Source organism: Sutcliffiella horikoshii (assembly GCF_044809035.1).
GTDB classification, from domain to species: domain Bacteria; phylum Bacillota; class Bacilli; order Bacillales; family Bacillaceae_I; genus Sutcliffiella_A; species Sutcliffiella_A horikoshii_G.
Map to the genome: position 1 here is coordinate 3,881,008 of NZ_CP085237.1, position 20,664 is coordinate 3,901,671.

Consider the following 20,664-nt stretch of genomic DNA (forward strand, 5'->3'; position numbering starts at 1 on the left):
CACGGCGACCCACTTGGGTCGCCGTGCCTGTCCCCTCAGCTTAAAAAAGGTTATACTAAATAAAAACGATCCACTGGAGGTGGAAAAATGCAAAACACAATGGAGGAGCTTAGTAGTAATCTCTCTGTCCCTTTTTCTTTAAAGGATGCGCTATCTCTTAAAACAAAAGACGAGCTACACACCTTACGCAGAGAATATGGAATCAAGAATGCAAGCAGCCTCAACAAAGGTCTGTTGGTAGACTTGTTGTCGGAGGAGATACCTAAGCGTTTGGAAAACCTCTTCTTCACTTGCGATGATCATCGCATCCATGTTTTGAATGACCTTGTTTTCAAGGGTGGACAGGTTTTTGCCGATAGTTTAGAATCCCAGCAGATTTCTTTTTTCCAAGCTACTGGATTTATTTTTCTCGTATCGAATGAAGGAAATGAAAAGCTTGTGCTGCCTTCTGACCCTGCGTTGATTGAAAGATTGCAAGCACACTTAACTGATACGAAGTGGCCTCCTATCATTAAGCAGAATACGGAATGGATTAAGATTGTTCATGGAATGCTTTTTTATTATGGCTCTCTAAGCGACGATCAATTTTATGAAATAGTGGAAGGTCAGTTTGTAGAACCCAAAGAATTTCGCCGCTTTATCTACACTATTCGTGAGGCGAGGTTCTATTATGAATCCCATTATCAAGATGAAGATGGATTTTCTTTTTATGATGTGATGGAGCCCCGAGAAATACTAGAACAGCAAGAGATGAGACCGACCCTAGACTTCTATCCTTTTACAAAAAAAGAATTAATACGGGCCGGAGAAGAAGGTTACGTAGAACGTACACCAAGTTTTAAAAAGGTTTCTGCCCTTTTAGTGAAAGAGTGTTCCCTTTCTAAAAAAGAAGCAGACCTCTGGACGGAAGAGTGTCAATCTATGTTTAAGGAAGGATATATACCGAATGAGGTTGTAAAGATACTTTCGGAAAACATCGATTTTAAAACCATGGAGTCTGCCAAAAAAGTCATAGATGAACTGATGACTTTTTATAACAATACGAAACAGTGGTTCCTTAAAGGGTATGCTCCCAGTGAGATTGAATCTGGGAAGCCTACAGAAACGCCTACTCGGAACAACAATGTCATAAATTTCGAGTCAGGACAGAAAGTGGGAAGAAATGACCCTTGTCCATGTGGGAGTGGAAAGAAGTTTAAGAAGTGTTGTGGAGATTGAGGAGTTTTTATAAAGGCACAGTGATCTCCGGATCACTGTGCCTTTATCTTAAATATGTTGTTCGGTTACTTTAGGTTTTCTTACAAATGCCATGATTCCCGCGATCAAGTAAAGGATGGCTGGGATGAATCCGATACCAAATGTTCCGATTCCAATGACAAGGGCTGCTAGGATTAGCATGATTCCTGCAAGTACAGGCTTTTTGTTTCCTTTAATGGCAATGATTCCGATTACTCCTAGAATTAATGAAATGATTCCCACTGTAAGTAGCGTAGGGCCTGCCATTGCCAACAAATCCATGAAAGTTGCCATGTCCGTTTCTCCCATTGCTGGATCGGCAGCCATTTCTTCTTCCATTATCTCTGCAAATTCAGGATCAGACATACCTAAATTCATCAATACTCCAAAAAGAGCCGTCAATCCGCTGATGATCACTGCGATGACTGTCATTACTATCTCTGCTGTACGTTTCATTCTCATTTCCTCCTCATATTATGTAGCTAACTGTTGTCTCTTTTTCCTTATATGAGTTATACGGTAATCGACCCAATAAGGTTTCAATTTTATAAAAAAGATATCCCCATTTTATCACGATAGAAAAGAGGATAAAATAGTAAAATATTATATTATTTTTCCAAACTACATAATATAGCTTTCGCCTTCCCTCCAACAATTCGCTAAAAAATCCCTCAAAACGCGCAATACAACGCGGAAAATGTAGGAATTTTTGTTGTTTATATCAAGTTAAAAAAAGGTATTTTCAAAGTATAGAAGCATACTAGAAAATAACGAAAGCGGGGAAAATCACAATGAAAATTAAAGTAAAGAGCTGGAGAATGCTAACTGCCCAGGATAAATTGTTCATACTTAAAGCGGTAAGCCGCCAATCACAAGCAAAGGTGAGTGCATAATTACTTAATAGAAAGAGAACGGGTCACTTCCATTTACTTATCCTCATTAATTAAAGCCCGATTTATTCAACTATTTACTTCTACTATCTAAGTCTGCAATTTTAGTCATTCGACTTGTTCTTTTGGAAAATGCCAGCACAACTGCTGGCATTTTTACTTATTTTCATACAACTCGATTGGAAGCCCGTCTGGATCAGAAAAGAAAGTGAATCTCTTGTTAGTATGCTCATCTGTTCGTATCGGCTCAACTTCTACACCCTTCCCTTCCAGTTCCTTGACCGCCGAGTCAATATCTATCGTTTGAAAGGCCAGATGCCGAAGTCCTTGTGCTTCCGGGTAGCTTGGCCTTACTGGTGCATTCGGGAATGAGAATAATTCCAGTTGTGTGCCGTCGGGGAGAGCAAGATCCAATTTATAGGAGTCCCTCTCTTTACGGTACACCTCGCGGATAACGGGAAAGCCCATTAGATTAACGTAGAACTCTTTAGAAATTTTATAATCAGAGCAAATAATGGCCACATGGTGGATGCCTGTCAGGTTCATGAAAATGGTCTCCCCTCTTTTTTTCCATCTTACAGAAAATCAACCTCAGACACAAAGAAAAGGACAGTATATACTGCCCCATTTAGAAAATTGACGCCTTAATTAGGGTTGATCAGCAATGACCTTTCCCTCCAATATTAATACTGATCCCAAAAATGTTGATGTTAAAGTTGTTCTCGCACTTTTTGCAATGATGTTTCTCTTTGTGTTTTGGTTTGCAATGTGTTTGATCTTTATTTTGGGAGCTAAGGTAGTAGTAGCATTTCATTGTGTTGCACCTCCTTTAAAAGGAAGGTGACGGGTTTCTTAGGTGATCTTGGGGACCCGTCCCTCTACCTTTTCTATTATTCTATGTATGTTGGAGGAGGATGCATGGGCTGATGTCCTAATAGAGATAGTGGAATTTAATAGAGGATAATAGAAATGGAAAAAGCAGAGAGGCTTCCTCCCTGCTTTTTGAAAATGTTACCTGAATCTTGCCGCTTCAAAACGAGTACTTAAATTTGGGGTGTTTGTTTCAATAATACCTGGTGTCGTACTTGTTAAAAACACCTCTACTAAATCTCCTGCTTCTAATTGAAGAATTGTGTTGACGTTGATTGCGTTCACATACAAGAATTGGTCGTCAATCTCTGCCCAATAATCGTTATCTGCCGCAACACTTACGCCATTGACACGAATTTCAACACGGACGCGGTATGGGATCGTGCCATCATCTGCTAGAAACGTCACCGTTCCTGCCACATAATAGACACCAGATCTGCGGGGTACAAAAGTAGAATTGTTGGAGTTGTAGATGTCACCAATATCAAACTGCTCTTCCTGGAATAAAACCTTATAAAAAGTGTCGATTTCTTCAATGATTTGAGTTTCCGTATTTACCGCACGGAAAGCGTCTGTTTCACGGTTGCCATCATCATTGCCGTCATTACATTTAACTTTGATGTTGATGTCTGTTTTACATTTTGATGCTTGATTGGACTGTTGGATGGGGCTGTATTTGTAATAGCATGCCATACTTATTTCACCTCCTTTCAAATTAGGAGGAAGACGATCCCCTATAGGTTGATAGGGCACCTTGTCCTCTATTTTCTCTATTATTCTATGAATGAAAGTTTAGTTTGATTGGGTTTATCGAGGGTTAAAAACGTACATTTTTTTAATATGAACTTCCTTATTAAGTCATTGTTAGAAATTCTTTTCTGTAATATAATCTAAAAGGTTGAAATATTTTCTAAGATAAGGAAGTTTTTGGTTATGAGAATGAAAAAATTCAAAAATTTGCTTTTGCTTGGTTCTGCTAAGGAGAACCAGCCGTGAGCGCTAGTATATTTAATTTTTTAGAGAAAATAATCTATGTTATCTTTTTTACCGTAATTGCTCTGATTGTTGGCATAAATGTTTTTGAAACGAGTGGACACCATTCAATCAGTACGATGTCTCCTAAATATTTTGAGGTCATGACACTAGTAATTGCCTTGTTGCTATTTGGGACACTAATTGGTTTCCGAAAAAAAATTGCTGGTTTACTAGAAAAGATTCCAATTGCCGTTTGGTCTGTCGGACTTTTAGGATTCAGCCTAATTTTACAGCTAATTGTAGTCAAATTTTTTGCAGTCAGGCCTTCATGGGATTTTGGGGCGCTTGTGAACGGAGCGAAACTATACTTGGAGACTGGTGAGGTTTCCGATTACTTTTCCATCTATCCCAACAACATCTTTTTATTTTCCATTTTATTGCTGATAGGCAAGCTTTTCACCCCGGACCTTGGTGTCTATATTCTTTTTAATATATTAATAATTATTGCCAGTCAGTATATGATTTTCCGTATTGCCTTAAAGGTTGCTGATAAATCCGTTGGTATGATAAGTCTTGCGGTAAGCGTACTGTTCTTCCCTTATATCTTTTTCGCACCGGTAGTCTACACGGATACAATATCACTAATATTTTTACTTCTGCCATTGTATTTATTGCTAGATGAAAATGGAGAACTCAAGAAGAATCTATCAATCATCCTGTTAGCTGCCTTCATTTTTTCTTTAGGAATGCTTTTAAAAGGATCCCTTATTATTTTTGTCATTGCTTTTAGTATCATCCTTCTCCTTTATATGAATGGGTGGAAAAGGGCATATTTTATCCTTCCATTTGTGATGCTTTTTTTAGTAAAGACATTATTTAACACAGCCCTTTACCAACTGGACATTCTGGATAAACGTCAACTAGCTCAGACCAGTTTTCCCGTTTCCCATTGGCTGGTAATGGCGCAGAATAATGAGCGGTTTGGGAAATACTCAGGTGATGATGTGGAGTGGACTAAGCAGCTGTTGATGACACATCCTAGGGAAGAGGTTTCCAACATTCATTTTGAGGAGCTTCAGCACCGCTTCCAGGAAAAAGGACTGCTTGGAAACCTGAAATTCAACCTTGAAAAAATAACTCACACTTGGACGGACGGGACGTATTATTCCCTGAATAAAATTAAGAGGAATCCGATTGAGCCGACAAACATTACAAGTCTACTCGACTATAAATCTGGAGATATCCTTCAAGGTTATGCGAGGGTCCAACATTTGATTTTATTTATTGGATTGCTTTTGGCATTCACATTGGTTAAAGATAGAAAGGCTTTTGTCACATTCTGCATGCTAAGCATTATCGGCTACTTCTTCTTCTTTCTTTTATGGGAGACTCGTTCACGCTATCTGGTAAGTGTCACCCCTTTAATTATTTTAATGAGTTGTATGAGTTATTTAAAAATAAAATTCAGGAGATCTATCGAATGAAAAGATTGCTTAAGTTCGGAACAGTCGGTGTTTTCAACACGTTAATCACTTTCGCCAGCTTCACGTTTTTTTTCTTTATTGGAATAAACTATCTGGCTGCAAATGTGATGGGATATATATTGGGCATGCTGAACAGCTATTATTGGAACAAAAAATGGGTTTTCAAAGATAAGAGAGATAAGGCATCCATTTTTTATAAATTTGTCGTAGTCAATATGGTGACGCTTGGTGTACATACGCTCCTTCTTTTCTTATTAGTGGACTATGCCGGGCTACAACCGATTATCGCCAACTTGTTCGCAACAGGTGCAGGGTTGGCCATAAATTATTTCATAAATTCCAAATGGACATTTCGTCAAGAACAGCAAGTAGGATAATGGAGGAAAAATGATGAGAGATTTAATATCAATTGTGGTGCCAATGTATTTTGAGGAAGAAGTGGCGCAGGAATGCTATAACAGGCTGAAGGGTGTCATGGATGAGCATTATATCAACTATGAATTTATTTTCGTCAATGATGGTAGTACAGACCGGACGATGGAGATACTAAATGGAATAGCCGCAATGGATCCGCAGGCGAAAATCGTTAACTTTGCACGAAATTTCGGTCACCAGACAGCAGTTACCGCAGGAGCTGATTATGCTAGCGGGGATGCAATCATCATTATTGATGCCGACTTGCAGGACCCGCCTGAAGTCATCCCTTCCCTTATTGAGAAATGGCAGGAAGGCTATGAAGTCGTATATGCTAAACGAAAGAAACGAGCAGGCGAAACAAAATTCAAACTCCTGACCGCAAAATATTTCTATAAGTTTCTTAATTATATGGCAGACATTGAAATTCCCAAGGACACAGGTGATTTCCGACTTATAGACCGGAAAGTAGCAGACGTATTCACACAAATGACCGAGCGAAACCGCTTTGTTCGCGGAATGTTTTCTTGGATCGGCTTTAAGCAGACCTTCATTGAGTACGAACGAGATGAGAGATTCGCGGGTGAAACGAAGTATCCTCTGCGTAAAATGCTCCGATTTGCTTCTGATGGGATTATCGCATTTTCCACTAAGCCCTTAAAAATAGTGATGTCACTTGGTTTCTTATCTGTATTGGTTTCTTTTGGCGTCCTTGCCTACACCATTCTAGTTAAGCTTTTTGGGCAGGAAGTCGAGGCCGGCTGGGCTTCCATTATGGTGGCAATCACATTCTTCAGCGGAATTCAGCTGCTTGGTATGGGGATTGTGGGAGAATATATTGCACGGATTTATGATGAAAGTAAGAACCGCCCAATTTATGTAGTAAGGGAGACAGTCAATCTCAGTGATAGTGAGCAGACGAAAAGTATTAATAAACTTCCTAGTATGATGAAATAAAAGAATAAACGGCGAAGCCAAGAAATTCATGTCCATTCTGGCTTTGCCTTTTATATTTTCATTTCCTACACCCCTACCATCACCACAATGCTTCCCTCACCAATTTGATAGCTCTTTATTTTCCCAACTGGAATCTTCCGAACAAGCTCCCATCCATTAAAATCGATGGTAATATGGCCACTCTTGTAGGTAAGATGCGGCGGCTTATCAAAAATACGTTTATTAAGAATGCTAAGGTTAAACGGCTTTAGCTTGGCAATTTTAAAAATAATCTCTCTTCCTTCCATCCGAACCGGCTGAAGGGTAATGGAAAATGACACATCCTTTTTAGCCACCTTAAGATCCGCTTTCGCTTTGCCGATGACAATGATTTCACCTTCTGTAATTTCCACCGCAACTTCTTGCAGTTTTTCGTTTCTCTTAAGGACCTCTTGCAACATATAGGCAGTGATTGGGACCGGAATGCCCTTACTGTCTTTGAGTTGGTTGACGCCACTCTTTATTTTTTCGAAAAAATCCATGGGGTTCGCCTGCTTCCTTGGTAGTTTCGCCTTGGCATAATAAGGTGCAATACCCGCCAGAATCATTCATTAAAACATCCCATGCTCATTTGGTGACTCTTCCGGAATTGCCTGGCCGACATCCCACATCTCCACTATCCTATCTCCTTCAAAACGAAAAATATGAACAACTGCCGCTCCGGTGTCATCTGGATGCTGTTTGATATGAGAGTGCACAACCACGGTATTTCCATCCGCAATTGCATGCTTCACTTCAAGCGTTTTGTTCGGGCTTTGAGCCGCGTTCTCTTCCATTGCTTGCATGAGCGATTCAGCATCCCCTCGAAAATAAGGATTGTGGTGACAGAAATCAGTGGCAATGTGGCGTTCGAATGCTTCACGGATTTTTCCTGAGGCCACCAGTTGGAGAAATGAGATGGCTGCCTCATTGTATATATTACTAATCATTTTATCTCAACCTTTCATGTATGTAGTATTTTGCTTACCTTAACATCTACCTCGATTGAACCATGATAATAGATACTCTTCATAAACTTCGTCTTTTGCTAGCATAAGTCCTTCACCATCCGAAAATAAAACAGACCCCTCTGCTAATAAAGCAAAGGAGCCTGGGAATACCATCTATCTTTTTATTGTCATTTTTCTTGGTGCAGAAGTTAAGGTTAGTCCAGTTTCATCTGTACCAGTTACGGTTACGTAATAGTCCCCTTCAGGATAGTCTGCGTCAGGAGTCCAACGTAGGCCGTATATAGAGTGTTCATTGTCAATGTTTGCTTCTTCCAAGGAGTTCCCTTCAGCATCTGTAATGACAAAGTGCCAGTCAAGTCGTTTATAGCCGAATACAGTGATGGATGCTGGCTTGTTTTCATTAATATTGGTCCCGGATACGTGAAGGTAGTTGATAAATGGATCAGCGTGTTTCAATTCTTCATTGCCGACATAGCCAACCCCTACATTTCGGGCAGCATCGATAGAGGATACCATGACGATCTCAGGCTTAACAGAAGAAATATATTCGTACTTGCTGTCTCTGAGGTTTTTATAGGAACCATTCACCCAAATCATGCTTCCGATATAACCTGTTCCCTCTTCTTCCACATCCCAAGTAATTTTATAGGATTCATCCTGCTGTTCCGTCACTTTCAAGTTTTTCACCACAGGTGCTACCGTATCCACTTTTATTGGCACTTTCGTTTCTTGTGGCTCTGCACCTTCATAGTCAAGAGTGCTAGTAAAAACATAGTAATATTGTCCCTCTTGAAGTATGTTTCCTTCGTTATCAAGAGAGTTCCAGAAAGGATATTCAAAAGAATAATAGTAATTCCGGTAGCTCATGATATTTTTGCGGAACGGGTATGGGCTTCCATCTTCTGTGAACTCTTCGAAGTTTCCGATAGTAGATACAGTGTTTCCGTTTTCATCCTGAATACTCAGGGTCATTTCCTTCAGATTACGTAGAGCCGTAAAGGAAGGATAAGCACCTGAACTGGTGGATCTTGGGGAAACCCCTATTGCATCAGCATCAAAGGTTCCGGTAGCTCCATCGTATCCTAATGGCAGGTCCAGTATTTCATTCCACAGGACCGTATAGCCAAGGTAGGCATCGCCGGTTACTGGGCTTTCATCCACATTGGAGATGGCACTCCAATCTCCGTAATAGCCCATGAAAGGAATGGACAAATTGGTTAACTCCTTTACAGAGCTTCCCTTCGGAACAAAACGTACATACCCTTCAACAAAGCGGCCATCACTAAGTTCTTTTGGCAAGGTGATCGAAATGTTCACTTTGTCATCACGATGTGGCTTGTATTGGAACTTGCTGTTTCCTTTTTGTTGTTTTCCATTAATCTTAATAGAAGCATTTTCTACTGGAATAGAGTTTAAAGTTAAATACTCTCTTTCTACTCCCTCATAGGTTCTCTTTTCCGTTTCATCTGTCAACACATCGACAAAGATTTCATATTGATGTTCTGGGTGAACAAGATCTTTGTTCAACGCTTCGACATTCAACGTGAAGTCAAAGGTACGGTCAATCTCTTTAAGTGCGACAGAAGCAGCTTGTTCAAGTGGCACTCCAACATGCTGAAGCAAGTATGGGGTCGTTAGTGCCTGCTCGATTTTCATCATACCCGATCCTTGTCTGCGTGGTGAATATACCGTGTTTTCATGCTTTGGATTGGTTAAAAGCATCGATGTATTCATAAGTGCATTTTTGGCTTTCAAGACTGTTTCCATTGTTTTAGGAAGCTCCCACTCCTGATAATACTTTTGAAGCAAGAGGGCACCACCTGCAGCAACATGTGGACTCGACATGGAGGTTCCACTCATTGTTTCGTATTGGTTATTGATGACCGTTGAGTTGATTTTTCCACCTGGTGCTGTAATTTCCGGTTTAAAACTTAAGTCGGTAGGTGAACCAAAGGAGGAAAAGGAAGACATAGGCTCTGTTGCTGTATTTTGCACCCATAGTCCTTCATCGGATAATTGCACAGTCACCTTTTCACCACTTAGTAAAAGTTCAACTAGCTTATTCCCTTTTTCCTGCTCAGTGGTGACAGCAGGAATGGAATATGCACTAAAATAAAGGGAAGAATAATCCGACACACCTGGTGGTGGAATGACGATTGCCGCTGCCGCTCCCTTCTTGTTTGCTTCTATTTGTACTGTAGAATAGAAGGCATAGGCCTTTGCTGGTTTGGAGAGGACAATCTTCCCTTCCAATGATCCCAAATTTTTGAAATCTGCTGTCAATCCCTCTCCCACATAAACGACCTCATATTCCTTTGTCGGGTCTAGATGATCAATCGGTTTCTTGATGTTCGGCTGAATCTGGTAGCCTAGCACACTACCATCATTTAAACGAAATCCATCTACCTTCATAAGATCATTCTCAGAAGAGGCTACTTGAAGGGCATAAGGCGTTATACCAGGATCTCCAACAAGCCCAATATCAGGGTTCTTTGCCAGTGGTAGCTTAGAACGCTCCAACAGGCTTTGTTTAGTGCTGTACGCGGCATTTCCAGCTGAAGCAACAACCAGCACCCCTTGTTCTGTTGCATACTGGATTGCACGCTGAACTGGATCATTCGCATCTACACTGCCTGCATCCGATCCTAAACTTAAGTTGATGACATCTGCACCAAGCTCCACAGCATGGTAGATTCCTGCTGCGATATCATCATCATACGCATAGCTTCTTGTATCAGAGAAGACTTTTTCGGCTAGCAGCTGCACATCCGGGGCTACGCCGACCGCTTTTTTCTGGGACTCTTCAAATGCTCCGACAATTCCTGCCACATGTGTACCATGAGAGCTCTTTGCAGGGATAACATCATCATCTTTGTCTGCCCAGTCATAGCCTGAAGGTACCTTGTCTGTGTACCATTTATCAGCGATTTCCGTGGCATCCAATTTTTTCTGGATATTATCCTGATTAAGCTTTGCATGTTCTTTTCCATTCTCAGAAAGCGTCAGCGCCTCATGACGATAATCTATTCCGGAGTCGACGATCGCAACAACCATCCCCTCTCCACGATAGTTGTATTTTGTCCATACATTCATCGCTTCTACCAAGTCCTTGCTATTTACAACAGTATGCTCGTAGGTCTTGGCGATACGTACACCTTTCACACCATTCATGCTCTGAATTTTCTCTGCTTCGCCTAAAGTGGACTCCATACTGAATCCATAAAAACCTTCTGTGTAGGTATGTCTTATTTTCCCTGAAATATTTCTAGCTTTTACTAGGCTAGTTTTCACTTTTTCTATTTGTTGCTCTGTTTGGGAGGAATCTCTCTTATCCTCTACTTCAACTATTAATCTTACTTTTTCATTTGGATTAGATGACTCAATCTTTTCTCCATATAAAAGATCGTTGTTCTCCTGTTCAAACATATTAAAGATGTCTTGCCCTGCTGGTCCTTTCTTCAGAATGTCCAATTTAGCGTCCGTTTCCTTAGAGTACTCAAATCCAGCACTAGCTTGCGATGCAAATCCATTGAACAGTAGTACAAAAATAAATAAAATAGATAGTGCTTGTCGCTTGGTTCGTTTCATCTTTTCACCCTCTTATAGTTAATAGTTTTCTATGATTCTATCCTTAATCTTAGAGGGACAAGTTTTGTCTGTAAATTGGGTTAATATCTGGGTTTTAACTGGGTTTTTCCAAATCTATTAATATATCAACCGAGAGTAATAGACTAGTTTTTATAGCCAAAAAGACTCAGGATGAAAAACAATCAGCTCTATTGGTTTCAATGAGGAGTATTTAATTTTCCCAAACCTACGTTTTTCAGGTGTAAAAAATAGACATCCAACCACCTTTTACTGCCTATTACCTGACTAAAATAAATGCTAAGATAGGGTAAAATATCGGTGGTGAAAAGGATGAAAGAAGGGTTGATCATTAAGTTATATCGTGAGCGTTCGGGGATGACTCAGACGCAGCTGGGGAAAGGAATATGCTCTGTCACCCACATCAGTAAGATAGAGAGTGGGAACACTAAATATTCTGCTGAAATCACTGATCTTATTTGCGAAAGGCTGAATATTGACCTTAAAAAAGAATTGGCCGATTATGAACAGTTGGAGAATTTGTTAGATGATTGGCTGCAAATGATGATTCATCAAGAGACCGATGAGCTTGATCATATAAAAGAAGATATAGAGGCGAACACTTTTATACATATCCCTCAAGTGCAACAAACCTATCGAATCCTGCTAGCAAGATACTGGCTGACAAAGAGAAATTTAGAACGTGGAAGGAATCTATTGGAACAGATTCAAACCCGCTCTGAATACCTCGAACGAAAGAATAAGAATCTGCTTTCTCACACATTGGGCATCTATTGCTTATCGGTCGGGAAAACTAAGAAAGCTGCTCAACATTTAATAGATGTAAATCCACTGGAATATTCTAATCATGAATTTTACTATCATCTTGCTTCCGCCTTGCATGCAATGGGTTCGAAGGTAAAAGCCTATCATTACTGTAATCTTGCCCTGTCTTATTTTCAAAAAACAAACAACTTCAAGCGTGTTTTAGACACACAGCTACTAATGCTTTCTCAGATGGATTCTGATCCTATTTACTTGAAGGACGTTGCTTTAAACAACTACCAAGACCTGATTAAAAGTTGTCGTAGATATAATGAAGGAGCCAAAGAGGTATACATATGGCATAATCTCGGGGTACACAACACATTCAGAGGACTCTACTTAGAAGCAATAGAAGCCTATCAAATGGTCTTGAAACAGTGCGAAAAGCCTTTTCTCCCTCACCTCAAGCTAGGAGCCTTAAGGGGTTATATTCACAGTTCACTTATGAGCGAAAGTTACATAAAAGAAGAACTGGAGGATCACTTACAGACAGGTTTTTACTTGGCCGAGAAAATGTCGAACCATACCTATCTTCATGCCTTTCACGCTCTCCAATTGCAGCTCAATAAGAAAGGAGATGAAGAGTACTACCGGTTCCTCGAAGAAATCTTTCTCCCACAGCTTCAAGCTGAAGGAAATCAGACCATTCTCACTTTATACGAACGAGAACTCTTTCACTACTATTGCGAGAAAGGTGAATATGAAAAGGCATGTAAATTGACGAAGAAGTATGTGGAGATGGGAGACTTTTAAGAAGGCAGCCTTTTTTATATTGATTGTTTCTTACTAAAAAAAGCTCCCCACTCTTTTATGTAAAAAAGATGGGGAGCGTTGCAGTATTTATAAACTTCTATATGGGACAACTGCATGCCTTACCCGCCAACTTTTCATTAACGTAAAGGTATAAAGCCCAAGCGCCACCCATATACAAACAAACGCGACTAGATGCACACTAGTAAACGGCTCATGGAACAAATATACACCCATAATCAGTTTGATGGTTGGGGCAAAATACTGCAGCAAACCTACCATTGATAACGGAATTCTCTTCGCGCCGCTTGCGAAAAGCAACAACGGAACGGCCGTAACCACACCGGCTAGCAACAGAAGCAATGTCACACCGATACTGCCGCCAAATGCTCCTCCACCGGCACTCCCTCCATGCACATACCCCAAAAACAACAGTGCAAAAGGCGTGATCAACAAAGTTTCAATCGCCAGCCCCACAAGCGCCCCCACCTGAACCATCTTTTTAATCAGACCGTAAAACGCAAAACTCAAAGCAAGCATCATCGCTACCCATGGAAAAGTCCCGAAGCTGAAAGTCAGCACGAGCACACCAGCTCCTGCTAGAATAATAGACAACGTCTGAAGACCAGTCAGCTTTTCTTTCAACACTATAACGGCAAGTAAAATGCTTACCAGCGGATTGATGTAGTAGCCGAGGCTCGCTTCGATTACACGATCAGCGTTCACCGCCCAGATGTACAGGCCCCAGTTGATGCTGATAAAAACAGAAGCAAGACTGATTCCTATAAGCCGCTTTCGATTTCTAACAAGCGCCTTAAGCTCTAAAGAAAACGCTGGTAACTTCCGCAATACAGCTAAAATAAGCAATATAAACACAAGCGACCACACAATCCGGTGTGCAAGTATTTCCCCTGCAGGTACGTCGTCCACTAACTTCCAAAACAAAGGGAGGATTCCCCATAAAAAATAAGATAAGCCTGCACAGGCAACTCCTACTCCGAACTCCCTATTTCCTGCTGTTTCATTCATTACTGTACCCTCTTTGCTAACAATATTTGTTTTTAGTGTAGGGCCGTTCAAACAGAAAAGCAACGAAAAAGTTTCGAGATACGAAAAAAATGAAGGCAGCCATCTGCTACCTTCATTTTTATTGAATTCAGACCTACGTACCGTTTAACACTGACATAAAGGAAAGCAGCAGGAACACTGTTAAAACTCCAAATAACAACGGCCGCTCCTTTCTTATAATAAATGAGACAGCTACTAAAACAAGCGCAAAACTTGCTGGTATGTCTAATATGCGATTATCTAGGAAGAGTCCGAGTATAAAACCTAGGACTGCAACAATTATGGAGATTCTCTTCAACAAGAAGCTGACTCTCCTTAAGCCAGTCTCCTTTATCTTCCACTCACCAAGATAACTCCTATTATCAATTTTTGTACCTTCCTGCAAATTTCTTTCATCAAACCTGACATAGGAGGGCTGCATATATGGTGCAGATCCATTGATAGCTTCGAAGCCCCAGTGAAAAGGTCTTCCTTCTATTTTAAAAAATATGTTCCTATTAGATAATGAATTAGCCTCTATTTCTATGTATGTTGGTTCAAGAGGAATTTCCCCATCCGTTGAAAAGACAATCCGCTGACCTTCTGTAGTACCAAAATATTTTTTCCATGGGAGTGTGCGAATATCACTAAAGAGAAACTGCAACTTCTTCTTTTTTTGGAGAAAAGCCATGCTGCAATCCACGGGGATCCAGCCCGTTTCTTCTAGATACACTTCATTCCACACATGCGCCTGCATTTTACCCACTGCCCAGCTTCCGACAATTGTACGGCAGGGAATGTTCAGTACCCTGCATAAAGCAGTATAAAGAAAGGAGTATTCGCCACAATCCCCCTTTTTTTCATCCAAAAAAGCAGTCGCACCCCGTGTTTTTGGAGGATATACATATTCATAGTTATCTACTAAATAGTAAAAAAGGAGTTCTGCTTTATCGCATGCTCCTTCAGCTCCGGTAGTTATCTCCAGTGCCAATCCTCTAATTTCTTCTGTGAGTGGTGATAAAACGGTAGATCTTAAATAAAAGGTTCTCGCTTCATTTGCAAGAATTTCGGAAGAGTCCTCTGGATGATATGCACCACTTTTAAAAGAGAGCTGGATTTGCTCACCCTCTTTCAATTCGTAATAAGCGATTTCTTGATCTACACTGGTGGAAAGTCGATTAGGCGGACGGGTAACCTGAACTTCCTTCACCTTATTTTCAGCTGGCCACGCTAACCAAAGTTTCGTTAGCCCTTCTTCACGGTTTTTATATTCATATTCATATATAACTTTTGATTTTTCACTTTTAAAATTAGTATTTGTTAAGGACATATTCAAACCTTCTTTCCTGAAACATAGGTTAGGGTTACATATCTTACATTCTTGGTTATTCTCTATAATCCTTTTATTTTCCAGCAAAAACTTTATAGATACTAGCTTCACATTTTATTAAGAAATAATGTACTCACTTAACATTTATACCCGATATACCCCTTGCCAAAAGACCACAAAACCTTCATATTAAAAGATAGGAGGTGCGATATGCGAAACGATATACAACCACATGAACGGGCATATTCGACCAAGGAAGTAGCGGAAGAAGTGGGGATTGCCACCCCTACTGTACGGAAATATGGACAGATACTAGAGCGGAATGGATACGAGTTTTTAAAGGATGGAGACAGGCGGATCTTTGTTGAATCAGATGTTAAAGCACTTGTAGCGCTGCGCGATACGGACAAGCCTCTCGACAGCACGGCACGCGATATAGTGGAGCAACAAAAAGAGCGCTTGGAAAACATGTCGGAAACAGATATAGCGCTACCCGATACGAACGAAACTTTACCAAGCGATCCGAACCAGATTAAAGAAGCCTTTAAATACTTAGTAAATGAACTTGCCGCAGCACGTGAAATGAATATCCAATTGAAAAACGATATGTCCCATATTAAAACAACGGTATCACAACTTCAACAGGACCATCATTTCATTAGTTCCAGCATCGGAAATACGGCACAAAAAACGAACAATAAGATTGAGAAATTAACAGAACAACAAAGAGCCCACTATGAAACTCTTTTGGAACAAGAAAGAGAAAGAACCGAACTCTTACAAGAAGAAATACAGAAAATGCGCGACGAACAGAAAAAAGAATGGTTATCCCAGAATGAATTTAATAAGCGACTAGAAGAGATGCAAAAACGGGATAGTGGCAATTGGAGTTGGCTGATTTCGTTATTCAAGAAGTAAGCAAAGGGCAGCTTAGCACTGTTTCTAGCGGCGTATCGCCGGGCGATATGTCGAGGGTGGGTATTGTTAGCAGGGATTGCTTCTTCCTTTAAGCCATTACATAATATGCATAAACCTATATCAATACCCGATACGTTATAAATCCCTTTTTATAAAATCGCCTGTGATACACGGAATGTGTAACATAGGCGATTTTTTTAACTAATAAAGGATTAATGTGTCGCATCTTTATTTTCCCTTTATCATATTTCAACAATTTCCCGAGAAATATCTACAACTCTCGGATTTTCAACACAGTTTATCGACATTATTCCCTCTATGTTCACCCTTCTATTTCAGAGCAAACTTGTCACCACAACATAATCTCCCACTCATACTCAAACCATTTAGTTACGCTTGTAATATCTAGTTGATAGTTAGTTACGCTGTTTGGCATGATAGTCTGAATAATAAAGGTACCTTCACTGGTGACCATTTTATTTACCACCTCATTGGTAACCCATTCCTTATCGCCTATTTCCGCTACAAAGCTTTCAATGTCACGAATATTTGTTTCACCTATAATAGTCACCAACTTTGAGTTGGCTGTATCTTGCTCGACTGTTACAGATTTAATGGACCATCCATTCTTTTCTAATTCATTGTTATTGTCAGTCAATTCAAATTGAGTATTTTCTGGCTCTTCTATTCGAAAACCTTTTAGTTTTAAAGTCAATGCTTCACTACGAGGTAAGTTTTCCAAAACACCCATCCCTTTTACTCGATTAGCAAAATCATAATCAAAAGTAAAAGACTCCCCCATATGCGAGCTTATGTTTAATCCATCAACCAATAATTCCTCACCAGCACTATTCAAAATACTAAGCTCAGGCATTATCATGGATGTTAAATCTTCATTTTCACGAGCTTTTATAATTTCCTCAAGCTGATCTTTTTTATTTTCTGTGTACTCCGCATAAAATTGCAGTTGGTGAGCATTGGTTGAAAGCTGCCACTTAAGCGGGCCTGCATAAAAATCATCAAACATAAAATCGATATTATGTGAATTACTTTTAGTAAGGGTTTTTGCCTTTGTCACATCAATTGGGACATCTATGCTCCACTCCCCTTCTTGCATGAAAAAATCATCAAATTCTATCTGAGCACGAAACGTATCAGGAAGAGGAAGTTCTTCCACTTCAGAAGGTTTAATCACAATTGAATTTTGCAACCAACCATTGCTCCCTAAAGAAACTTCCCTTTGAGGCAACTCCTGTCCATTCAAATCCACTATCTTCCCGTTAGGCGGCAAGGTCTCATACTCAACTTTTATTTGGCTAAGGTGTTCCACATTATGCTTCTTTAAGAAATTCTTTAACACCCATTCTTCAGGTTTTAATCTATAAAAAATTTCAATCTTCAATGGGCTTACACTAATATCCGTAACTTCTAGCAGAACACCTGCGTCCTTCACCGAATATAGTGCTTCTTTTTCCTCTTGTACTACTGGAGTGTCCGAATTTCCTGTATCGCTTTTTTGTGTATCGCTAAAAAAGGAAGCTCCTATGCCAAAAGCCAGGATAATACTTGCAGCAGTCAGCAACTGATATGGCCAGTTCCATCGTTTCCTTTTTGTTTGGTACGGCTCAAGCTTGCTTAACACTTCGTCATCAAATCCAGCGGGAAGCAGCGGTGATTGAATTGTTTCTTGTAGGAAGGCATCCTCGTTTTGAAGGGCAGTCACCACCTCCCTACACGAGGGACAGAACTCCAAGTGTTTTTCAACGTGTTTCTTTTCCTCCTGAGACAGCACTCCATCCATATAAGCAGCCAGCTGATCAAATTCGAAACATTTCATGAAAATAGCCTCCTTTCTCCTGTTGCATGCTTTTCCTCATTTGATTTTTCGCCCGGTGAATTCTGTTGGCGACCGTGTGTACAGGGATATCAAGCAATTCGCCTATATCCTCGTAGCTCAAATCGTTGGTGTATTTGAGAAGGACAATAAGACGGTCCTCCTTTTTCAAGCTAGCTAAAAGATTTTCCATTTGCTTATATTTTTCTTTTTGAAGATAAATCACTTCCGGTGTTAAGGTTCCGCCACCCGTTTCGTCCGAGTATTCCACTGTATGGAATTGTTTTTTCCGAAAGGTGTCCATGCAATGATTGATGGAAACTCTGTATATCCAGCTCGCAAAGCTGCCTTTCCGATCATATTTATCAAGCTGCCCGTATACCTTGATGAAGCACTCCTGCACGAGGTCTTTCGCGTCTTCCGGATTCTTCACCTTCCGCAGCACCACAGCATAAATCCTGTTTTTGTAACGATTTATAATAAACGCAAACGCTTGCTTATTCCCTGCAAGCACCTGCTCCACAAAATACATATCATCCTGCTGTTCCACAAGCCTCATCCCCCTATCTATTAAGTATAACGTAATAATAATTAGAAAAATTTCATGGAAAGGGAAAAAAGTGGGTAGAGGGGACAGGCACGGTGACCCACGATGAGAAAATTTTCATAAAAAAAGTAGCCCAAAGTGATTAACCTCGGCTACCAATGCTTTCAAAGTTTTATACACGTACCCCTTTCCATTACGGTTTTTCAATTTTAATAAAATATATATTTCTAAATCCAGATAATTCCTTTATAGTTAAAGAGAAAAGATAGAAAAGGGGAGCAAAAAACTTATGATAAAGGGTAATTCCTATGTATTAATACTGACTTTAATTTTATGTATTTCCCTATTTTTAATTTCTAGCATTCCTCCATATATAAAGAGCGTTCAATGCTTTTTCACAGCATTGCTGTTTTTCCCTACATTTAGAGAGAAAGTCACAAAAGATAGCTTCAGAAAAGTTAGGGTAGCAATACTTACTTCTATGTTATTGCCATTCTTTTTTATGTTTGAATGGTTTACTTTTTCCACATCGGGCAGTACCAATATCACTTTCTTTTTTGAAGTTATCTTAGGGACCTTGTTCATGCTATTGTTATTTTGTTTTTATGGATCGATAGGCACTATTTTTTATGGCATTCCTGCATCCATTTTTGCGGATTATTTCTCAGATAAATTCGGCAGTTCTCGTATTTTCATTTCCGGTATTCTACATATAGGTTTAGGCTTTGCTACGTATTTGATTGTGCCGGAGTATCTGCTGTTGGCTGTCGGCGCCTCCTGTATCTTTTTTATGTTAGACGAGATTGGACGCTACCGCTCTGGAGGATTCCACAATAAGGAAGCCTGAGGTTATCTTGCTTAACCTCAGGCTTTCCATACACTCTCTATTACCTATTCAAGATATTCAGCAAAGTACCCTTGAAACTCTCATACACATATGTCCAAAGTACTTCCTCGCTTACATATCTTTCCCTTAAGGTAGCAATAATTTCCTTCTGCTTTTCCGCAAAAGAAGAATCTTCCTTAGGCGGCAGTCCACCACGGAGTTCATCCACTATCTGTTGGACTTCTGGTGCACGCGGCCCCCATTTGCCGAGAAGTTCGCCTTGTTCGCTTAGAATGAGAATCATCGGAATCGCTCGTCCCCCATTTGTCAGATGACGGTCAATCAGGCTCGTATCTGCATCCCTTAGAGCTACACGAAAATCAATGTCTGCAGCCTCAGCCAGCTTGCGGATGACTGGGTTGATCATCATCGCGTCGCCGCACCAGTCTTCTGTGATGGTTAGGAAATGAAGCGATTGCTGTTGCAGCTTTTCTATTAAACCATCTGCAGGCAATCGAAAGTTTTCGTAGACCGTGAAGCTTTCTTCTTTTAACTCACTCATTTCATCCATGTATGTCTGAATGGATCTGCCTTCTTGGTAAAATTGTTGTTCGGTTTTCATGGTGAATTCCTCCTACACTGTTTTTTGGGCTTCTTTTGTAATAAAATGATTTATAGCCCATTTAGCACCTTTTTGCAAGTAGTTCATTAGGCAGCCCCTCTCTAATGGTTCCGACCACTTTTTAAGGGTCATGGTTTACTTTCTTCTGGTTTTTTCGGTAACAAGGCCAAGTCAAAGAAATATAATCCGAGTGACATCCCAATTGCAATAGATATAGATCTATAGAGATTCGGTTCATTAAAGTTTAGAAGAAAGCTCAGCCCAAAGAAAACGATAAAATATAGGATAAATAGACCCGCTCTACTTTGTAACTCTTGACGTGGTAGGCTTTTGGCTTTCCAAAGGATTGCAAGGATGAAATATAAAAGGGAAGCGATTAAAAATATGGCGTAACCTATTACCATCGCCGTTGCAAATGGGTGATTTACATCCTTGTAAACTAGGAAAAGTGTAAGGCTGGTGCTGATGGTGAAAATTATTAGGTACACGATGGACAGTTTCCGCATAGTTTGGACCCCCTTCCTAGTAATTTCCTACTAAAATTGATTATTTCAGAGATTGATTG

General features: G+C 40.1%; 19 protein-coding genes. 7 read left to right on the forward strand and 12 right to left on the reverse strand.

Features of this window, described 5'->3' with window-relative positions; all coding sequences use genetic code 11:
* Window positions 1-87: 87 nt before the first annotated feature.
* Window positions 88-1,218: a YecA family protein gene (locus LG307_RS19990; protein ID WP_404445713.1), complete on the forward strand. Its 1,131-nt coding sequence runs from the start codon at window positions 88-90 to the stop codon at window positions 1,216-1,218.
* A gap of 48 nt (window positions 1,219-1,266) precedes the next feature.
* Here LG307_RS19990 and LG307_RS19995 read toward each other — a convergent pair whose 3' ends face one another.
* The 3 genes from LG307_RS19995 to LG307_RS20005 all read right to left on the reverse strand — a co-directional run bounded on the left by LG307_RS19995 (window position 1,267) and on the right by LG307_RS20005 (window position 3,689).
* A complete protein-coding gene (locus LG307_RS19995; RefSeq protein WP_404445716.1) occupies window positions 1,267-1,692 on the reverse strand; it encodes a DUF4064 domain-containing protein in 426 nt (141 codons plus the stop codon).
* A gap of 590 nt (window positions 1,693-2,282) precedes the next feature.
* Window positions 2,283-2,672, reverse strand: coding sequence for a VOC family protein (locus LG307_RS20000; protein WP_404445719.1), 390 nt, complete (start codon window positions 2,670-2,672; stop codon window positions 2,283-2,285).
* A 465-nt stretch (window positions 2,673-3,137) separates the two neighbouring features.
* Window positions 3,138-3,689: a hypothetical protein gene (locus LG307_RS20005; RefSeq protein WP_404445722.1), complete on the reverse strand. Its 552-nt coding sequence runs from the start codon at window positions 3,687-3,689 to the stop codon at window positions 3,138-3,140.
* A 299-nt stretch (window positions 3,690-3,988) separates the two neighbouring features.
* Between LG307_RS20005 and LG307_RS20010 the strand changes: the two genes are divergently transcribed.
* The 3 genes from LG307_RS20010 to LG307_RS20020 are packed head-to-tail and all read left to right on the forward strand — an operon-like array spanning window position 3,989 to window position 6,826.
* Window positions 3,989-5,455, forward strand: coding sequence for a hypothetical protein (locus LG307_RS20010; protein ID WP_404445725.1), 1,467 nt, complete (start codon window positions 3,989-3,991; stop codon window positions 5,453-5,455).
* On the forward strand, window positions 5,452-5,832 hold the full coding sequence (locus LG307_RS20015; protein ID WP_404445728.1) for a GtrA family protein: 381 nt from the start codon (window positions 5,452-5,454) through the stop codon (window positions 5,830-5,832). Before LG307_RS20010 ends, LG307_RS20015 begins: the two co-directional genes overlap by 4 nt.
* 13 nt (window positions 5,833-5,845) lie before the next feature.
* On the forward strand, window positions 5,846-6,826 hold the full coding sequence (locus LG307_RS20020; protein WP_404450511.1) for a glycosyltransferase family 2 protein: 981 nt from the start codon (window positions 5,846-5,848) through the stop codon (window positions 6,824-6,826).
* Between the two features lie 65 nt (window positions 6,827-6,891).
* Here LG307_RS20020 and LG307_RS20025 read toward each other — a convergent pair whose 3' ends face one another.
* From LG307_RS20025 to LG307_RS20035, 3 genes are all read right to left on the reverse strand, one after another.
* Window positions 6,892-7,347, reverse strand: coding sequence for a hypothetical protein (locus LG307_RS20025; protein WP_404445731.1), 456 nt, complete (start codon window positions 7,345-7,347; stop codon window positions 6,892-6,894).
* A gap of 69 nt (window positions 7,348-7,416) precedes the next feature.
* Window positions 7,417-7,794: a nuclear transport factor 2 family protein gene (locus LG307_RS20030; protein ID WP_404445734.1), complete on the reverse strand. Its 378-nt coding sequence runs from the start codon at window positions 7,792-7,794 to the stop codon at window positions 7,417-7,419.
* Window positions 7,795-7,968: 174 nt separating this feature from the next.
* The gene (locus LG307_RS20035; RefSeq protein WP_404445737.1) at window positions 7,969-11,403 is read right to left on the reverse strand and encodes a S8 family serine peptidase; all 3,435 of its coding nucleotides are present in this window, start codon (window positions 11,401-11,403) and stop codon (window positions 7,969-7,971) included.
* A gap of 330 nt (window positions 11,404-11,733) precedes the next feature.
* Between LG307_RS20035 and LG307_RS20040 the strand changes: the two genes are divergently transcribed.
* A complete protein-coding gene (locus LG307_RS20040; protein ID WP_404445739.1) occupies window positions 11,734-12,978 on the forward strand; it encodes a helix-turn-helix domain-containing protein in 1,245 nt (414 codons plus the stop codon).
* An 87-nt stretch (window positions 12,979-13,065) separates the two neighbouring features.
* Here LG307_RS20040 and rarD read toward each other — a convergent pair whose 3' ends face one another.
* Together rarD and LG307_RS20050 are read right to left on the reverse strand one after the other, a co-directional pair.
* Window positions 13,066-14,004, reverse strand: a complete 939-nt coding sequence (gene rarD / locus LG307_RS20045) for an EamA family transporter RarD (protein WP_404445741.1) — start codon at window positions 14,002-14,004, stop codon at window positions 13,066-13,068.
* Window positions 14,005-14,137: 133 nt separating this feature from the next.
* Entirely contained in the window at window positions 14,138-15,352 is a 1,215-nt protein-coding gene (locus tag LG307_RS20050; RefSeq protein WP_404445743.1) for a transglutaminase-like domain-containing protein, read from the reverse strand.
* Window positions 15,353-15,562: 210 nt separating this feature from the next.
* Between LG307_RS20050 and LG307_RS20055 the strand changes: the two genes are divergently transcribed.
* Complete coding sequence (locus LG307_RS20055) at window positions 15,563-16,270, forward strand: hypothetical protein (protein ID WP_404445745.1); 708 nt, start codon at window positions 15,563-15,565, stop codon at window positions 16,268-16,270.
* Window positions 16,271-16,619: 349 nt separating this feature from the next.
* Here the strand turns inward: LG307_RS20055 and LG307_RS20060 are convergent, their stop codons facing one another.
* On the reverse strand, window positions 16,620-18,107 hold the full coding sequence (locus LG307_RS20060) for an anti-sigma factor family protein (RefSeq protein ID WP_404445747.1): 1,488 nt from the start codon (window positions 18,105-18,107) through the stop codon (window positions 16,620-16,622).
* Window positions 18,088-18,663: an RNA polymerase sigma factor gene (locus LG307_RS20065; RefSeq protein WP_404445750.1), complete on the reverse strand. Its 576-nt coding sequence runs from the start codon at window positions 18,661-18,663 to the stop codon at window positions 18,088-18,090. The genes LG307_RS20060 and LG307_RS20065 overlap by 20 nt, the downstream gene beginning before the upstream one ends.
* 277 nt (window positions 18,664-18,940) lie before the next feature.
* On the opposite strand from LG307_RS20065, the gene LG307_RS20070 reads away from it, so the two are divergent.
* Entirely contained in the window at window positions 18,941-19,498 is a 558-nt protein-coding gene (locus LG307_RS20070; RefSeq protein WP_404445753.1) for a hypothetical protein, read from the forward strand.
* A gap of 40 nt (window positions 19,499-19,538) precedes the next feature.
* Here the strand turns inward: LG307_RS20070 and LG307_RS20075 are convergent, their stop codons facing one another.
* Complete coding sequence (locus LG307_RS20075; protein WP_404445755.1) at window positions 19,539-20,099, reverse strand: thioredoxin family protein; 561 nt, start codon at window positions 20,097-20,099, stop codon at window positions 19,539-19,541.
* 128 nt (window positions 20,100-20,227) lie between these two features.
* Complete coding sequence (locus LG307_RS20080) at window positions 20,228-20,605, reverse strand: hypothetical protein (protein WP_404445757.1); 378 nt, start codon at window positions 20,603-20,605, stop codon at window positions 20,228-20,230.
* Window positions 20,606-20,664 lie beyond the last annotated feature (59 nt).

What these genes read in the sequence shown, in the direction of transcription:
- LG307_RS20060 (WP_404445747.1), bottom strand. Translation starts at nt 18,107, where the DNA reads ATGAAATGTTTCGAATTTGATCAGCTGGCTGCTTATATGGATGGAGTG.
- LG307_RS20020 (WP_404450511.1), top strand. Translation starts at nt 5,846, where the DNA reads ATGAGAGATTTAATATCAATTGTGGTGCCAATGTATTTTGAGGAAGAA.
- LG307_RS20050 (WP_404445743.1), bottom strand. Translation starts at nt 15,352, where the DNA reads ATGTCCTTAACAAATACTAATTTTAAAAGTGAAAAATCAAAAGTTATA.
- LG307_RS20065 (WP_404445750.1), bottom strand. Translation starts at nt 18,663, where the DNA reads ATGAGGCTTGTGGAACAGCAGGATGATATGTATTTTGTGGAGCAGGTG.
- LG307_RS20055 (WP_404445745.1), top strand. Translation starts at nt 15,563, where the DNA reads ATGCGAAACGATATACAACCACATGAACGGGCATATTCGACCAAGGAA.
- LG307_RS20005 (WP_404445722.1), bottom strand. Translation starts at nt 3,689, where the DNA reads ATGGCATGCTATTACAAATACAGCCCCATCCAACAGTCCAATCAAGCA.
- LG307_RS20000 (WP_404445719.1), bottom strand. Translation starts at nt 2,672, where the DNA reads ATGAACCTGACAGGCATCCACCATGTGGCCATTATTTGCTCTGATTAT.
- LG307_RS20035 (WP_404445737.1), bottom strand. Translation starts at nt 11,403, where the DNA reads ATGAAACGAACCAAGCGACAAGCACTATCTATTTTATTTATTTTTGTA.
- LG307_RS19995 (WP_404445716.1), bottom strand. Translation starts at nt 1,692, where the DNA reads ATGAAACGTACAGCAGAGATAGTAATGACAGTCATCGCAGTGATCATC.
- LG307_RS19990 (WP_404445713.1), top strand. Translation starts at nt 88, where the DNA reads ATGCAAAACACAATGGAGGAGCTTAGTAGTAATCTCTCTGTCCCTTTT.
- LG307_RS20025 (WP_404445731.1), bottom strand. Translation starts at nt 7,347, where the DNA reads ATGGATTTTTTCGAAAAAATAAAGAGTGGCGTCAACCAACTCAAAGAC.
- LG307_RS20015 (WP_404445728.1), top strand. Translation starts at nt 5,452, where the DNA reads ATGAAAAGATTGCTTAAGTTCGGAACAGTCGGTGTTTTCAACACGTTA.
- LG307_RS20070 (WP_404445753.1), top strand. Translation starts at nt 18,941, where the DNA reads ATGATAAAGGGTAATTCCTATGTATTAATACTGACTTTAATTTTATGT.
- LG307_RS20040 (WP_404445739.1), top strand. Translation starts at nt 11,734, where the DNA reads ATGAAAGAAGGGTTGATCATTAAGTTATATCGTGAGCGTTCGGGGATG.
- LG307_RS20080 (WP_404445757.1), bottom strand. Translation starts at nt 20,605, where the DNA reads ATGCGGAAACTGTCCATCGTGTACCTAATAATTTTCACCATCAGCACC.
- LG307_RS20075 (WP_404445755.1), bottom strand. Translation starts at nt 20,099, where the DNA reads ATGAAAACCGAACAACAATTTTACCAAGAAGGCAGATCCATTCAGACA.
- rarD (WP_404445741.1), bottom strand. Translation starts at nt 14,004, where the DNA reads ATGAATGAAACAGCAGGAAATAGGGAGTTCGGAGTAGGAGTTGCCTGT.
- LG307_RS20030 (WP_404445734.1), bottom strand. Translation starts at nt 7,794, where the DNA reads ATGATTAGTAATATATACAATGAGGCAGCCATCTCATTTCTCCAACTG.